The 16594-nt window shown below is 71.2% G+C and carries 9 protein-coding genes; 7 read left to right on the forward strand and 2 right to left on the reverse strand.

The genetic code is table 11. The annotated features are described in order from the left end of the window. Positions 1 to 59 precede the first annotated feature (59 nt). The 6 genes from OHA21_RS50895 to OHA21_RS50920 all read left to right on the forward strand — a co-directional run bounded on the left by OHA21_RS50895 (position 60) and on the right by OHA21_RS50920 (position 12320). Complete coding sequence (locus OHA21_RS50895; RefSeq protein ID WP_328479053.1) at positions 60 to 1658, forward strand: ABC transporter ATP-binding protein; 1599 nt, start codon at positions 60 to 62, stop codon at positions 1656 to 1658. Then, entirely contained in the window at positions 1655 to 3400 is a 1746-nt protein-coding gene (locus tag OHA21_RS50900) for an ABC transporter ATP-binding protein (protein WP_328468116.1), read from the forward strand. Before OHA21_RS50895 ends, OHA21_RS50900 begins: the two co-directional genes overlap by 4 nt. A gap of 135 nt (positions 3401 to 3535) precedes the next feature. Then, on the forward strand, positions 3536 to 6547 hold the full coding sequence (locus OHA21_RS50905) for a glycosyl hydrolase 115 family protein (protein WP_328468118.1): 3012 nt from the start codon (positions 3536 to 3538) through the stop codon (positions 6545 to 6547). 3 nt (positions 6548 to 6550) lie between these two features. Next, the gene (locus OHA21_RS50910; protein ID WP_328468120.1) at positions 6551 to 7795 is read left to right on the forward strand and encodes an SGNH/GDSL hydrolase family protein; all 1245 of its coding nucleotides are present in this window, start codon (positions 6551 to 6553) and stop codon (positions 7793 to 7795) included. Positions 7796 to 7825: 30 nt separating this feature from the next. After that, positions 7826 to 9844: a GGDEF domain-containing protein gene (locus OHA21_RS50915; protein WP_328468122.1), complete on the forward strand. Its 2019-nt coding sequence runs from the start codon at positions 7826 to 7828 to the stop codon at positions 9842 to 9844. An 805-nt stretch (positions 9845 to 10649) separates the two neighbouring features. Further along, on the forward strand, positions 10650 to 12320 hold the full coding sequence (locus tag OHA21_RS50920; RefSeq protein ID WP_442874930.1) for an ISAzo13 family transposase: 1671 nt from the start codon (positions 10650 to 10652) through the stop codon (positions 12318 to 12320). Positions 12321 to 12371: 51 nt separating this feature from the next. Here the strand turns inward: OHA21_RS50920 and OHA21_RS50925 are convergent, their stop codons facing one another. Further along, positions 12372 to 13673, reverse strand: a complete 1302-nt coding sequence (locus OHA21_RS50925; protein ID WP_328467659.1) for an IS256 family transposase — start codon at positions 13671 to 13673, stop codon at positions 12372 to 12374. A 474-nt stretch (positions 13674 to 14147) separates the two neighbouring features. Between OHA21_RS50925 and OHA21_RS50930 the strand changes: the two genes are divergently transcribed. Then, a complete protein-coding gene (locus OHA21_RS50930) occupies positions 14148 to 14321 on the forward strand; it encodes a hypothetical protein (protein ID WP_328468124.1) in 174 nt (57 codons plus the stop codon). Positions 14322 to 14574: 253 nt separating this feature from the next. Here the strand turns inward: OHA21_RS50930 and OHA21_RS50935 are convergent, their stop codons facing one another. Further along, positions 14575 to 16593, reverse strand: a complete 2019-nt coding sequence (locus OHA21_RS50935) for an ABC transporter permease (RefSeq protein ID WP_328468125.1) — start codon at positions 16591 to 16593, stop codon at positions 14575 to 14577. Position 16594 lies beyond the last annotated feature (1 nt).

Genomic DNA, 16594 nt, shown 5'->3' on the forward strand with positions numbered 1-16594 from the left:
TGGACGTACGGGGGCCGGGGCGATACCTGTGGTGGCTGGCGCGACAGTGCAAAGGATGGGTGGCCCTCGGGACGCTGTTCGGCTCCGCCTGGTTCCTCACGCTGGCGCTCACGCCGTACCTCATCTCGCAAGCTGTTGACCGTGGTGTGGGACCGCGAAGCGTGCCCGCGCTGCTCTCCTGGACCGCGGCCGTGCTGGCGCTCGGTGTGGCCAGCGCCGGACTGGGCATCATGCGGCACCGGAGCATGACGAAGCTGCGGCTGGCCGCCGCGCTGCGGACCGCAGACGAGGTGATGTCGCACGCGACCCGGCTGGGTGCCGCGCTGCCGCGCCGGGTGACCGCGGGTGAGGTGGTCACCATCGGCATCTCGGACGTGTGGACGATCGGCCGCGCGATGAACGTGGGCAGTGTGGGCGTGGCCGCGATCCTGGCCTGTCTGATGATCGCCGTGCTGCTGCTCCGGACCGAGCCGGTGCTCGCCCTGATCGTGCCGGTCGGCGTGCCCGTGCTGATGCTGATCGTGGGGCCGCTGCTGTTGGGCACGCAGCGGGCCGGCTCGCGGTACCGGCAGCGGCAGGGTCAGCTGAACACGCGCCTGGTCGACGTGCTCGGCGGGCTGCGTGTCCTCAACGGACTCGGCGGCAAGGAGACGCACCTCGAGCGCTACGAGCGGGAGTCGGCGCGGGTGCGGGAGCAGGGCTACCGGGTGGGCCGGCCGTCGAGCTGGATCGGCGCGCTCGGCGAGGGCCTGCCGGTGGTCTTTCTCGCGGTGGTGATCTGGCTGGCCGCACGGCTCGCGGCCGCAGGCCAGCTCACCGTGGGTGAGTTGATTGCGGTGTACGGCTACACGGCGATGCTAGTCATCCCGGTGAGCGTGCTGATCTTCTGCGGTTTCGACATGGCGCACGGACTGGTGGCGGCGCGGCGGGTCACCGACTTCCTCCGGTTGCCGGTCGACGACCCGTCCGGCGGTCCCGCCCCGGCCGGGCCGGCCGTTCTGCACGACCCGGAGTCGGGGGTGACCGTCGAGCCGGGCCGGCTGATCGCGCTGGCCGGGGCCCGCCCGGCCGACGCCGCCGAGGTGCTCGACCGGCTCGGGCGGTACGGCCCGACCACCGCGACCTGGGACGGGCGCCGGCTGGACCGGATCGCCCCGGCCGAGGTCCGCTCGCGGGTCCTGGTCGCCGACAACGACGCCGACCTGTTCGCCGGCACCCTCCGTGAGGTGGTGGCCGGGCGGCACGAGCCCGACGACGAGCGGGTGCGGGAGGCGATCCGGGTGGCGGTCGCGCACGACGTGGCCGACGACCTGGACCGGCCGGTGGAGTGGGGCGGGCGCAACCTGTCCGGCGGGCAGCGGCAGCGGGTCCGGCTGGCCCGGGCCGTCTACACCGATCCGGAGCTGCTGCTGGCGGTGGAGCCGACGTCCGCGGTGGACGCGCACACCGAGACCGCTGTCGCGGAGCGGCTCGCCGAGGCGCGGGCCGGGCGGGGCACGGTCGTGGCCACGACGTCACCGGTCTTCCTGGATCGGGCGGATCTCGTGCACTACCTGGTGGCCGGCCGGGTGGCCGCCAGCGGCACGCATCGCGAGTTGCTGGCCGCCGAGCCCGGCTACCGCGCGCTGGTCACCCGGGTGTTCGGAGATGACGAATGAGCGGCATCGCTGCGCTGCCCATCGCTGATCAGCGTACGGTCGGGCGGGCCGCGATCCGGCTGGTGCGCGCCGACGGCCGGGCGGTCGCCGGGCTGCTCACGGTGAGTTCGCTGGCCGCGCTGGCCGGTCTGGGTGGCCCGTGGCTGCTGGGCCGGATCATCGACACGGTCACGGCCGGTGGCGGCGCCGCACAGGTGGACCGGCTGGCTCTCGGGGTGCTGGCCTGCGCTGTCGTGCAGATGCTGCTGGCCAGGTATGCGCTGGCGATCGGTTACCGGTTCGGCGAGCGCACGGCCGCCCGGATCCGGGAGGGCTTCCTGCGGCGGGCGCTCGGCCTGCCCGCCGCGGTGGTCGAGCGGGTGCCCGCCGGCGACCTCGCGGCGCGTGGCACCACCGACGTCGACGCGGTCGCCACCACGCTGCGTGACATCCTGCCGAATGTCTTCATCGGCGTCGTCCAGCTGCTGTTCATCGCGGTCGCCGTGGTGGCCCTGGACCCGCTGCTCGGCGTGGTCGGGGTGCTCGGCCTGTCCGGGATCTGGTTCGTGACGTTGTGGTACCTGCGCCGGGCCCGGGACGCGTACCTGGCCGAGGGCGCGGTGAACTCGCGGCTGGCCGAGGAGTTGTCGGCGACGACGTCGGGTGCGCGGACGGTCGAGGCGTTCGGGCTGGCCGAGCGCCGGCTCGCGGCGGGGCACGTGGCGCTGGCCGAGACGCGCCGCACCCGGCTGACCACCCTCCGGCTGCGCAGCGTGTTCTTCCCGCTGGTGGAGACCTCGTACGCGGTGCCGACCGTACTGGCCCTGCTGCTCGGTGGCCTGCTCTACATCGACGACCGGGCCAGCCTCGGCACGGTCAGCGCGGCGGTGCTCTACCTGCGGCAGCTCGTCGAGCCGCTGGACAGCATCCTGATCCGGATCGAGCTGATGCAGAGCAGTCTGGCGTCGTTCGCCCGGGTCGAGGGCCTGGGCTCGATTCCGCCCGGCCCGCCCGCCACCACGGCCACCCCGCGCGACGAGGTGATCGAGGTGGCCGGGGTGCGGTACGCCTACGACGAGGGGCGGGACGTGCTGCACGACGTGGGACTGACGGTCCGGCCGGGGGAGCGGCTGGCCATCGTCGGCCTCTCCGGCGCGGGCAAGTCCACACTGGGCCGGCTGATCGCCGGGGTGGACCGGCCGTCCGCGGGCGCGGTGACCGTCGGCGGTGTCCCGATCGCCGATCTGCCGCCGGACGAGTTGCGCCGCCACGTCGTCCTGGTCACCCAGGAGCATCACGTGTTCCGGGAGACCCTGCGGGACAACCTGATGGTCGGCGCGCCGGACGACCAGTTGCGCCGCGCGCTCGCCGCCGTCGGCGCGGACTGGGCCGACGACCTGGACCGGGATCTCGGCGAGCACCCGCCGGACGGCGCGCAGGCGCAGCAGCTCGCACTGGCCCGGGTGGTGCTCGCCGACCCGCACACGGTGATCCTGGACGAGGCGACCGCGCTGCTCGACCCGACGGCGGCGCGTACTGCCGAGCGGGCGCTCGCCGCGGTGCTGCACGAGCGGACGGTCATCGCGATCGCGCACCGGCTGCAGACCGCGCACGACGCCGACCGGGTGGCCGTGATGGCGGACGGCCGGATCATCGAGCTCGGTACTCACGACGAGCTGGTGGCGGCCGGTGGTTCGTACGCGGCGTTGTGGAACAGCTGGCACGGCGGCGACACGGTGCACTCAGGAGCCTCGATTTCCTGAACCGGTCCAGCTCCGAAAGTTTCGATCTTCTCCGAAATCCAAAAGCGCGCCTTGACGGTATAGATAGATCGCTATACGTTTCGGATGCGCTATCGGAATGTTCCCGAAACTTTCGGTGCCTGGAGGCGTAACCCCATGCGAAGCTTCCTCGCGAGCGCGTCGGCTGTCCTCGTCGCGCTCACACTCGTCCCCGCCGTCACATCCCCTACCCCAGCCCTCGCTGAAGAGTCCGGCAAATCCGGGCAGTCCGGCGACAGCTATCTGAGCAACCGGTCCGGACCGGGCCGTTTCCCCCTCGTCGCCCGCGGCAAGGCCGCCCCGATCGTGGCCGCGGCGAACGATCACGCCGGCGTCCTGCGCGTCGCCGGCGACCTGCAGTCCGACCTGCACGCCGCCACCGGTGTGCGGCCCGCGGTCAGCACCGCCGGCGAGATCCCGGCCGGCGCCGAGCCGGTCATCGTCGGCACGATCGGCCGCAGCACCCTGATCGACCGCCTGGTGAAAGCCGGCAAGCTCGACGTGCGCGGCATCGCCGGCCGCTGGGAGACCTCGCTGCAGCAGGTCGTCGAGAACCCACTGCCCGGCGTGCGGCGCGCGTTCGTGATCGCCGGCAGCGATCAGCGCGGTACCATCTACGGCGCCTACGACGTCTCCCGCAAGATCGGCGTCTCGCCCTGGCACTTCTGGGACGACGTTCCGGTCCCGCACTCCGACGCCTGGTACGTGCTGCCCGGCCGGCACAGCCAGGGCACGCCGAAGGTGAAGTTCCGCGGGTTCTTCATCAACGACGAGAACCCGGCGACCGGCACCTGGGCGCCCGGCTACTTCGGACCCGGCAAGGCGCCCGGCTACGAGGGTGGTCTGAACGCGGACTACTACGCCAAGGTCTTCGAGACCATGCTGCGGCTCAAGGCGAACTACCTGTGGCCGGCGGTGTGGGGCCGGGCGTTCGCCGAGGACGACCCGCTCAACCACGCGACCGCCAGCCGGTACGGCGTGGTCATGGGCACCTCGCACGAGGCGCCGATGATGCGCGGCATCGAGGAGTGGAATCGGCACGCCAAGGCCGCGGTCCGCGACGCCGACGGCACCATCGTCACCCCGGGCAGCGACCCGTACGGCGGCACCGGCGAGTGGAGCTTCCGGCGCAACCGTGAGGCGATCGTGGCGTACTGGCGGGACGGCGCGAAGCGGATGAAGGAACAGGGCTTCGAAGGCGTCATCACGCTCGGTATGCGCGGCAACGGCGACGTCAGCCTGCCCGACGGCGACGGCATCGATCTGATGAGCGACATCATCTCCACGCAGCGCGAGATCCTGCGCGAGTTCGATCTGCTGGAGGCGCCCCAGGTGCAGACCCTCTACAAGGAGGTGCAGCGCTACTGGGACAAGGGCTACCAGCCGGCTTCCGACGTGACCGTCGTCTTCTGCGACGACAACTGGGGCAACATGCGCAAGCTTCCGCACGCCGGGCTGCCGGCGCGCAGCGGAGGCTACGGGCTGTACTACCACTTCGACTACGTCGGCGACGGCCGCAACTACAAGTGGGTCGACACGGTCAATCTGACCAACACGTGGGAGCAACTGCATCTCGCGTACAGCAAGGGTGTTGATCGTCTCTGGGTGGTCAACGTGGGTGACCTGAAGAACGAAGAGCTGCCCACGCAGTTCTTCCTGGACTATGCCTGGAACCCGGACGCGATCCCGCTGCGCGGAATCGGCGATTGGGAGCGCCGCTATGCGGCGGAGAACTTCGGTCCGGCCCTGGCCGGTGAGATCGCCGAGGTGCTGAATCAGTACGGCTACCTGCAGTCGCGCCGCAAGCCGGAGTCGCTGAACCGGCGGATCTCCGGTGACGCGCAGAACGTCGTCTACAACGACCAGGAGAGCACGTTCACGCTGACCGACTACCGCGAGATGGACCGGGTGGTCGCCGAGTGGCAGGCTCTCGCCGCTCGCGCCGACCGGATCCGTGCCAGGGTGCCGGCCGCCCTGCGGGACGCGTATTTCCAGCTCGTCGACTATCAGGTGCAGGCGAGCGCCAACCTTTACGAGCTGCGCCGCGCCGAGTTCACCAACATCCGCTACGCCACGGAGGGCCGGGCGGCCACCAACGACCTGGCCGATGAGGCGGAGGCCCGCTTCGCGGAGGACCAGGCGCTCAGCGACTACTACAACAACGAGCTCGCCGGCGGCAAGTGGGCGGGCTGGCAGACCCAACCCAAGATCGGGTACGGCAACGCGGCTCGCTACAACAACGCGTCGTGGCAGCAGCCGCAGACCGACAACCATGTGGCTCTGCCCGACGAGATCTACCCGCACCTCAAACGGATCGAGGTGCCGGCCGCGGCGGCCATGGGTGTCACCGGGACGCTGCCCGAGTTCAGCCCGTGGCAGTCGCAGCCGCAGCAGGTCATCGAGGTCTACAACAAGGGCACGACGCCGTTCCGGTACCGGATCACCGCGGGACAGCCGTGGGTGAAGGTCACGCCCAGCTCGGGACGCGTGGACAAGCAGATCCGGGCCACGGTCTCGGTCGACTGGCGGCGGGCGCCGAAGGGCGTCACGACCGTACCGATCACGGTTGACGGCGCGGGTGGCAGCCAGGTCGTGCAAGCCTCGGTGCGCAACCCGGAGATGAAGCCGCAAGGCTTCGCGGAAGCGAACGGCTACGTGGCGATCAACGCCGCGCACCACCACCGGAAGGTGGGCGACTGGCAGCTGCTGCCGAAGATCGGCAAGAGCACCGACGGCCTCACACCGCTGAGCGAGGGCGCCAAGCTCGAGTACAAGATGACGCTGACCACCACGGGGCCGGTCAAGGTCTCGGCGTGGCTGTCACCGCGCAACAACGTGCTGCCGACTCCGGGCCTGCGGTATGCGGTCTCGATCGACGACCAGCCGGCGCAGACCGTCGACATCATCGCCGCCACCGGCGCCGACGACACCGCGATGAACCGGCAGTGGGCCCGCAACACCTCCGACAACATCAACATCACGACCACCACGCACACCATCGACAAGCCCGGTGTGCACACGCTGACCTTCCACGCGGTCGACCCGACGGTGATCCTGCAACGGCTGATCGTCGACACCGGCGGCGTGAAGTACAGCTACCTTGGCCCGCCCGAGAGCCGGAGGTACTGAGCCATGCGCAGACGTACCGTTCTGGCCTCTGGCGGGGCCGCCGCCTCCGCGGTCCTGCTCGGCCGTAACATGCCGGCCCGGTCGCGCTGGGTGCACACCTGGACCGCGATGCCGCAGCTGACCGAACCGCACAATCTGCCGCCGGCGCCGTTCACCGGAACCGACTCGACGCTGGTGGACACCACGCTGCGGCAGACCCTGCGCACCACGGTCGGCGGGCGGCAACTGCGGGTCCGCTACTCCAACGCGTTCGGCGGGGCCGACCTGCCGATCACCGCGGCGGCTGTCGCACTGCCGGTGGGCGGGCAGGCCGGGGTGTCCGGCATCCGCCCGGGCAGCTCGGTGCCGGTCACCTTCGGCGGACAGCGCTCGGTGGTGGTGCCGGTCGGGGCGCAGATGGTCTCCGACCCGGTGAACCTGCCGGTGGCGGCCGCCACCAACCTCACCGTCACCACCTACCTGGCCGCCGGGCAGGCCACCACCAACCTGACCTCGCATCCCGGCTCGAGGACCACATCCTGGCTGGTCAACGGCGACCGGCACACCGAGGCCGAGCTGGCCGGCGCCACCCCGACCGACCACTGGTACCTGATCAGCGGCGTCGAGGTGACCGCCGCCGGGGTGGCCGGCCTGGTCGTCCTCGGCGACTCGCTGACCGACGGCCGGGGCTCCACCACCAACGGCAACGACCGCTGGCCGGACCAGCTGGTCGCCCGGCTCCGCGGCCGCGACGTGGCGGTGCTCAACCAGGCGGCCGGTGGCAACCGGGTGCTGCGCGACGGGCTGGGGCCGAACGCCCTGGCCCGGCTCGACCGCGACGTGCTCGCTGTCACCGGGGCGGTCTGGCTGCTGGTCTTCGAGGGGGTGAACGACATCGGCACGGCCGAGGCGAGCACGGCCGGGCAGAACCAGGTGGTGGCCGAGCTGCTGAACGCGTACCGGCAGATCGTGCTGCGCGCGCACGCGCAGGACCTGCTGGTGTACGGGGCGACGCTCACCCCGTTCGGCGGGAACATCTACGACGACCCGGCGGGCCTGCGTGAACAGGCCCGGCAGACCGTCAACCAGGCGATCCGGGGCGGGATGTTCGACGCGTACGTCGACTTCGACGCCGCGGTGCGGGATCCGGCCGAGCCACGGCGGATCGCGGACGCGTACAACGTCGGCGACCACCTGCACCTCAACCCGGCCGGGTACGCCGCTCTCGCCGCAGCCGTGCCCCGCCGGTTGCTGGAGCGAAACTCTTAAGTGGCAGGGCACCGGGCCGATGGACGGGGAATGAGCAGTGCCACGCCGGGTGCCCTGCACCAACAGCGGAGACGGGCGATCCGTGCCGGAGCGCTCTACTGCTGCTCGCCCGCGCTCCTGGCCGGCGTCTACACGGCGGCCACCTGGGGCGCGCCCGGCCGCGGCGCGATGCTCGCGGTGGTACTGACGATCCTGCTCGCCTCCGGTCTGGCCGGTGCGGTGGCGAGCCGGATCGTCGAATCCCGCTGGTGGATGCTGCCCCAGCACGCCGGGGCGATGGTCAACCTGGCCGGCTACGTGGCCCTCGGTCTGCTCGACGGGGGCATCGCGTCGCCGCTCGGCGCGTTCATCCCGACGTCGACGGTGCTGCTGGCCACGGTTCTGCTGCCCCGCGCCTTCCTGACCGTGGTGACGCTCAACGCGATCGGGTACGGGCTGGTCGTCGCGTACGGCGACCCGGCCCCACCCGGCTACTGGCTGGTCCACACGCTCGGCTTCGGCGCCGCCGCGGTGCTGTGCCTGCGCCACTCGGCGGCCCTGGACTCGATGCGCCGGCGGCTGGCGGCCAGCTCACGGATCGACCCGCTCACCGGCTGCCTCAACCGCCGCGGCTTCGACGACCGGACCGCGGCGGCCCTGGCGGCCGGTGGGCCGGTCACCCTGGTGCTCCTCGATCTGGACCACTTCAAGCAGGTCAACGATGCGTACGGCCACCGCGCCGGCGACGAACTGCTGGCCTGGGTCGGCGGCTCCCTGCGCGCCTCGCTGCCCGCCGGAGCGGTCGCCGGGCGGCTCGGCGGGGACGAGTTCGCGCTGCTGCTGCCCGGCACCTGCGACCAGGGCGCGGCCGTGATCGTCGAAGTCATCCGGGAACGGCTTCGGGCCGGTGCGCCGTCGAGCCTCGGGTACGCGACCTATCCGCAGGACGCCCGGGATGCGGACGGTCTGGCCAGTGTCGCCGACCGGCGGCTCTACGCGGACAAGGCGGCCCGGGAACGGCGTGCCCCCACCGCGGACGAGGTGGCGTGGGTGCGTACCCGCGGTGTCCTCTCCGGCGCCGACGTCACGGTCGGCACGCGGGAACGCCGGCGGCACTCGATCGCCGACCCGGGCTGGATGTCGATCGCCCAGACCTGCGTGGCGATGATCTACCTGGCGTTCTACACCGACGGGCACGCGTACCGGGGGGTGATGTGGGCGATCTGCGCGTGGGGATTCGCTGCCGGGCTGGCGGTGGTGCTCGGCGCGGACTGGCTCAGCCGCTCGCGTACCGCCCGGCCGCTGATGCTGGCGTTCTCGGCGAGCTCGTTCGTCAGCCTCGCCGTGATCGCCGCCCTCGACGGCGGGGTGAGCAGCACGCTGGGCGTGGGCATGCTGTTGCCGATCCCGCTATTGATGCTCGGCATGCGTACGCGGGTGGCGGCGCCGGTCGCGCTGGCCGCCGGCGCGATCTACGCGGTGCTCGCCGTGGTCGAGGGCGCGTCCAGCAACTGGTTCGTGGTGACCAACCTGCTCGGTACGGCCACGACCTCGATCGCCTGCGCGCTTCAAGGGCGGACCGCGGCCGCGCAGCGCCGGATGCTGACCCGGCTGGCCCGGGTCGACGTGCTCACCGACGTACTGAACCGGCGCGGATTCGCCGAACGCTTCACCGCCGAGGTGTCGTCGGCCGGGCGTCTCCGCGCGGCTCTGCTCGTTGCCGACCTCGACGGGTTCAAACAGCTCAACGACTCGTACGGGCATGCGGCCGGGGACGAGCTGCTGCGATGGGTGGCGGCGACGCTGCGGGCCGGGGCGCGGGGGCGGGACGTGGTGGGGCGGCTGGGCGGGGACGAGTTCGTGGTGCTGGTCTGCGATGCCGACCCGGTGGAGGCTGCGGCGCGATACCGGGCGGCGTTGTCCGAGCGCACGGGGGTGAGCATCGGGGTGGCGGTGCTGGACGTCGACGGTGCTGACTTCGACAGCCTGTATGCGGCTGCGGACGCCCGCCTCTATCAGCAGAAGGCTGCCCGCAAGGCGGTTCAGCCGCCCGCCCTCACCGCCAGCTGACGGCCGATGCTGCTTCGGCCGCCTTGCGGGGACGCTGTGCGTCAGCCGGGTTCGCTTGGCTGTTGCTCGGTGTTCCGGACTATCTACTTGCAGGTCAGCCCAACTTACTTGCGAGTCAGCCCAACGGACCGGCTGACGCCGAGCGTTGCCTCCCGCTCGCCGACCGCGGTCCCGCCTGCCGGGCTCGGCTCCCGGTCTCGGCTCCCGGTCTCGCCTGGCGGGCTCGCCTTCCGGTCTCGCCTGGCGGGCTCGCCTTCCGGTCTCGCCTGGCGGGCTCGCCTTCCGGTCTCGCCTGGCGGGCTCGCCTTCCGGTCTCGCCTGGCGGGCTCGCCTTCCGGTCTCGCCTGGCGGGCTCGCCTTCCGGTCTCGCCTGGCGGGCTCGCCTTCCGGTCTCGCCTGGCGGGCTCGCCTTCCGGTCTCGCCTGGCGGGCTCGCCTCCCGGTCCAGCCGCACCCGGGCGGCCGGGTTCAACGTCCCGCACGTGCCGGCCGCGTCCTACCGCGCGGTCCTGGCCGAGCTACGCCCACCTGCGGCTGCCGCCCGCCACCTGGCCGCCAACTTTCCTCCGCCGGATCGCGTGCGTGGGTGGCGGCTGTGCGGGGCCGGCCGTCGCTGGGGCAGGTATTCGGGCGGGGATTGCATGCGTGGGCGGCGGCTGAGCCGGGCCGGCCGTCGCTGGGGCAGGTATTCGGGCGGGGATTGCATGCGTGGGCGGCGGCTGAGCCGGGCCGGCCGTCGCTGGGGCAGGTAAGGGCTCGTCGAAGAACAAGCCGTTGCTTGGCGGATTTCGATGCGTTGATCTGTTATGGCGGTATCGGAGGAGGAACGGGGCAGGCTGGCAGCGAAGTTTGAGGTGATCTTGCCGCATCTGGATGAGCGGCAACGCCGGTTGCTGCTGGGTGCTGAGGCTCGGGTGCTGGGGCATGGCGGGATCCGGGCGGTAGCGCGAGCTGCCGGGGTCCGGGAGGGCACGGTGGCTGCGGGCGTCGATGAGTTGGAGGCCGGGGTGGCGCCGCTGGGCCGGGTCCGCCGTGCCGGTGGCGGCCGGAAGCCGGTGACCGAACATGATCCCGCTCTGATGCCGGCGTTGTTGGGGCTGGTCGAGCCGGACGAGCGGGGGGACCCGATGTCGCCGCTGCGATGGACGACGAAGTCGTTGCGCCACCTTGCGCAGGAACTGGCCGGGCGGGGTCATAAGGCCGGGCCGGACACGATCGCTGCTCTGCTGCACGGTGAGGGATTCAGCCTTCAGGGCAATGCCAAGACTCTGGAAGGCAGACGCCATCCCGACCGCGACGCCCAGTTCGGCTACATCAACGAGCAGGTCAAGGATTATCTGTCCAGCGGTGACCCGGTCGTCAGCGTCGATACGAAGAAGAAGGAACTCGTCGGCGCGTTCGCGAACAAGGGCCGCGAGTGGCGGCCTGCCGGTGAGCCGGCCGTAGTCCGCACCCACGACTTCGCCGATCCGCAGCTGGGACAGGTGATCCCCTACGGGGTCTACGACTTGGCCGCCGACACCGGCTGGGTCGCCGTCGGCACCGACCACAACACCGCCGCGTTCGCCGTCGCCACTCTGCGCCGCTGGTGGGACGGCTACGGCCGTGACCGCTACCCGAACGCCGGACGGCTCTTGATCACCGCGGACGCCGGCGGATCCAACGGCTACCGCACTCGCGCCTGGAAAACGGATCTGGCCGCTCTCGCCGCCGAAATCGGGCTACCGATCACCGTCTGCCACTTCCCGCCCGGCACCAGTAAATGGAACCGTATCGAGCATCGCTTGTTCGCCCACATCTCGATGAACTGGCGGGCACGACCCCTGACCAGCCACGAGACCATCGTCCACACGATCGCCGCGACCACCACCAGCAGCGGGCTGCGCGTGCACGCCGAACTCGACACCGGCCACTACCCGACCGGCGTCGTCATCACCGACGAGCAGATGAGCACCCTGGCCATCGACCGTCACGACTGGCACGGCGACTGGAACTACACCCTGCGCCCCGACCCGGCCACACCCGCCGGCGAACCCGCGACAGCCCTACCACCGCTGCATCACCTGGCCGCGCTGGTGCACCCGGCCATCACCGGCATGCCCGACAGCGCATGGAACGACCTGATCAGCCGGCTCACCGTTCCCCATCAAGCCCAACACGAAGCGTTCCTGCACAACCTGCGCGGCCACGCCCGGCCCCGCGGCGGCGGCCGCAAGATCCGCGTCACCCTCAGCCACCAACTACTGGCCACCTTGCTCCACGACCGCTACCAACTGCCCCGCAAGGTCATCGCCGATCTGTTCGGCGTCGCCGGCACCACCATCAACGTCGCCATCCGCAACACCCGCACCCTGCTCACCCAAATCCAGCACCCCATCGAACCCAGCAACATCCGCCTCACCAACCACACCGACCTCGCCGCTCACACCCGCGCCGCCGGATTCACCGCACCCGCCTTGATCAAAACAGCGAGTTAAAAATCGACGAGGGGAGTGTCAAGAAAACGGTGTAACTCGATTTGTTGAAGGTCAGTTACGGCCTGCGGTGAGGCGTCCTTCGAAGGCGAGGTCGAAGGCGTTGAGGGCGGGTTTCCAGCGCATAGTCCAGCGGCGCTGGCCGGTGCCGGTCGGGTCCAGGGCCATCACGGCGAGGTAGACGCATTTCAGGGCAGCCTGCTCGTTCGGGAAGTGCCCGCGGGCCCGCACGGCCCGGCGGATCCGGGCGTTCACGCTCTCGATCGCGTTGGTCGAGCAGACGACCTTGCGGATCTCGGCGTCGAAGGCCAGGAACGGCACGAACTCGGCCCAGGCGTTCTCCCAGAGCCGGACGATCGCCGGGTATCGCTCGCCCCAGACCTCGGCGAACTCCAGGAACCGCTGCTCGGCGGCTTGCTCGGTCGGTGCGGTGTAGACCGGCTTCAACGCCTTCGCGATGGCGTCCCAGTGCTGCCGGCCGGCGTATTTGAACGAGTTGCGCAGAAGGTGAACCACACACGTCTGGACCACCGTCTGCGGCCACACGGTGTTGATCGCGTCAGGCAGGCCGGTGAGGCCGTCGCAGACGGCCATCAGCACGTCCTCGACGCCGCGGTTCTTGAGCTCGGTGCACACGCTGAACCAGAACTTGGCGCCCTCGCCGCCGTCGCCGGCCCACAGCCCGAGGATGTCGCGGGTGCCCTCGGCGGTGACCGCCAAAGCGACGTAGATCGGCCGGTTGGCGACCTTCCCGTCGCGGATCTTGACGTTGATCGCGTCGAGGAACACGACCGGATAGACACGGTCCAGGGGCCGGTTCTGCCACTCAGCCATGCCGTCCATCACCTTGTCGGTGATCGTGGAGATCGTCTGCCGCGACACCTCGGCGCCATAGACTTCGGCCAGGTGAGCGCTGATCTCCCCGGTGGTCAGGCCCTTCGCCGACAGCGACAGGACCATGTCCTCGACCCCGGTCAGCCGGCGCTGCCGCTTCTTGACGATCTGCGGCTCGAACGAGCCGTCCCGGTCCCGCGGCACGACGATCTCGACCGGGCCGACATCAGTGAGCACCGTCTTCGCCCTCGACCCGTTGCGGGAGTTCCCGCCGTCCTTGCCGGCCGGATCGTGCTTCTCATAGCCGAGGTGGTCGGTGATCTCACCGTCCATCGCCGCCTCGATCACCCGCTTGGTCAGCTGCTGCAGCAGACCACCCTCACCGGTCAGCTGCAGGCCCGCGGCACGAGCCTGCTCCACGAGCCGGCCGACCAGTTCGGCATCGACACTCCCAGACAAGGCTGCCGGGTCCTTCTTCTTGGCCACCGCGGAAGTATCCACGGCCTCCGTCATCATGGTCATCAGGTGCGTCTCCTTGATCAGGAGTTACACCGTTCTTTTTACAGTCCCTCGACGAGCCCTAATGGGGCGGGGATTGCATGCGTGGGCGGCGGCTGAGCCGGGCCGGCCGTCGCTGGGGCAGGTAATGGGGCGGGGATTGCATGCGTGGGCGGCGGCTGAGCGGGACCGGCCGTCGCTGGGGCAGGTATTCGGGCGGGGATTGCATGCGTGGGCGGCGGCTGAGCCGGGCCGGCCGTCGCTGGGGCAGGTAATGGGGCGGGGATTGCATGCGTGGGCGGCGGCTGAGCGGGACCGGCCGTCGCTGGGGCAGGTAATGGGCTGCCCGCGGTGATCTTTAGTGACGGCTGTGGCTGGGCGGGGTGGCGCGAGCACCTACCTGGGCGCGCTGGGGCCGCAAGCGGGCAACCGGCCGCAGGGAGTCGAGGGACGGGGCGCCACGGTTGTCCGGCCCGGAAACGGGGAAGTGAACAGGGTATGACCGACGAAGCTGAAGTGCGCCCGCCGCTCAGCCCGGATCCGCCGGCCCCGCCGGGACAGGAGGATCTTGTGGTGCCGGATCTGCCGCTGCCTGACCGTGACGACCGTGAGGTGCCCCAGGGCGCCGACGACGTGACGGAGAAGGCCGGTGCCACCGAGGCGCCCGACTGACAGCGGACACCGGTGGCGGCGGCAGAGGCGGCCGCCACCGGTTCGCGAGTCACTTCTTCTTGCTCTTCTTGTCCTTCTTCTTGTCCTTCTTCGACTTCTTCGCCATGGTGATGCCCCCCTCTCAGAAGCCGTCGGCCGCGCGGGCCGTCCACACGCGACACCGGACGGTGGCGCGCGGCAACCGAGAGTTAACCTAGGCGACCACAGCGTTACCTGTCACCCAACGCAAGGTTAATTAACGGTGGGTGACCGTCTACTCTCGAGCGCCGAGCAGGGCCACCGGCCGTTCGCGGGTCGCTGACCAGGACGTGAGTGCGCTGGTCACGCCGGTCGCTAGCAGAACCAACGCGGTGATGGCGAGCAGCAGCAGCCACGGTGGATCGAGGGTGGCGGTGCCGGTGACGGCCTCGGTGGTGGTCAGGGCCGCGATGAAGGCGGTGCCGGCGGCTACGAGGCCGAGCAGGATGCCGGCGAGGGTGACCGCTGCGGACTCGGCGAGCGCGGTGCGGATTACCTGGCCGCGGGACAGGCCGGTCACGCGGGCTTCGGCGAACTCGCGGCGCCGGGCGGCCGCGCCGATCACCACTGAGTTGATCACGCCGACCAGTGCGTAGAGGGCGCCGAGGCCGAGCACCACGATCATGATCTTGCTGCTGGTGGAGTTGCGGTTCTCCGCGTCGGCGGCGAGCCACTCGTCCACCGTGGCGACCGACCCGTAGGCGCTGAGGTCGGGAGGGGTGGCGCCGGGCTTGAGGCGTACGAAAGTGGCGGTCGGCGCCGAGGCGAGCTGAGCCGGCGGCAGCATGCCCGGCGGAAGCAGCAGATCCGCGCCGCCGCTCACGGCGGCCGGCACGCCGGCGGCGACCGGAATCTCGCCCAGGTCGAGACCGGGCAGCTCGAGGCGCGCGGTGCCGGCGGAGAGGTCGCCACCCGGACCGGTCGCGGCCGTGCGATGGCTCAGGCCGAGCAGGGCCTCGCTGCCCGGATGCATTCGGGCGTACGCCGAGAAGTCCACCACCAGCACAGTCACCGTGTCGGTCTCGCGGTCCTCGGCGTCCCCGGTGGTGGCCCGGCCGGGCAGTTCGATCTCGGTCGACACGGCCGCAACGCCCGGCATGGCGGCGATCCGCGCACCAACCGGCGCGGATGAGGCATCAGATGAAGGCGAGGCTTCCGGCCCGGCCAACCCGTCGGATCGAGGTGAGCTGGTCGGTCCGGCCGATTGAGGAGGGCCGGCCGAGGCGTCGGATCGAGCGGGGGTGGCTTGCCCGGGTGAGGAGACCACCAGGTCGGCCGCGGTGGATCGGCGCATCTGGTCGACGCCGGAGGCGGTGAAGGAGGCCGACGCGCCGGTCTGGCCGACGACCAGGGCGACCAGGACCGTCACCGGCGCGGCGACCGCGGCGCTGCGGCGGCGGCCGTCGCGCAGGTTGGCGCGGGCCAGCGAGCTGAGCGGGCCGCCCATGCCGGTGGGGATGAGGCGGGCCACCGCCGGGACCAGCAGCGGGCCGAAGGCGGCCGCCGCCACCGCCGCGCAGAGCGGCACGTTCATTGCCATCGCCGCGCCGCCGTCGGGGCCGCCGTGCGGGGCCACGATGGTCAGGGCGAGCGCGCCGCCCAGGAAGAGCAGCCCGAAGATCCACCGGCCGGCGGTCATCACCCGGGCCGCTTCGCCGGAGTCGCGCAGGGCGTCGAGTGGGCGTACCCGCGCGGCCCGGTGGGCGGCGGTCATCGCGCCGGCGACGGCCAGCAGCAGGCCGGTGCCGATCGAGGCGCCGATGATCCAGGTACGCCATTCGCCGTGGAATCCGTCCGGCACGAAACCCATCCGGCGCATCAGCCAGGCGTGCACCGCCATCACACCGAGTCCGGCCGGGATGCCCAGACCGGCGCCGAGCGTCCCGAGCAGCACCGCCTCGCCCAGCAGCAACCTGCGCAGCTGTCCCCGGCTGCCACCGACCAGGCGCAGCAGCGCGAGGTCCCGGCGGCGCTGGTCCACGGTGAACGCGAAGGTCGAGCTGATGATGAAGATCGCCAGGAAGGCCGCGCCGCCCATCACCACGCCCAGCATCGACACCGCGGCCGTACGCCCGTCGTCGAAGCGCAGCTCCTCGGTGGCGGACAGGCCCGGCGGCGTGTCCATGGTGGCCGCGGTGATCAGCAGGAGCAGCGACGACTGCACCAGCGCGACACCCAGGCACACCGACAGGGCGGCGCCGACGAACAAAGTCCACCGCTCGGCCATCCCGGCCCGGCTCAGCCGCAGCATCATC

The organism is Actinoplanes sp. NBC_00393, from assembly GCF_036053395.1.
GTDB lineage: Bacteria > Actinomycetota > Actinomycetes > Mycobacteriales > Micromonosporaceae > Actinoplanes.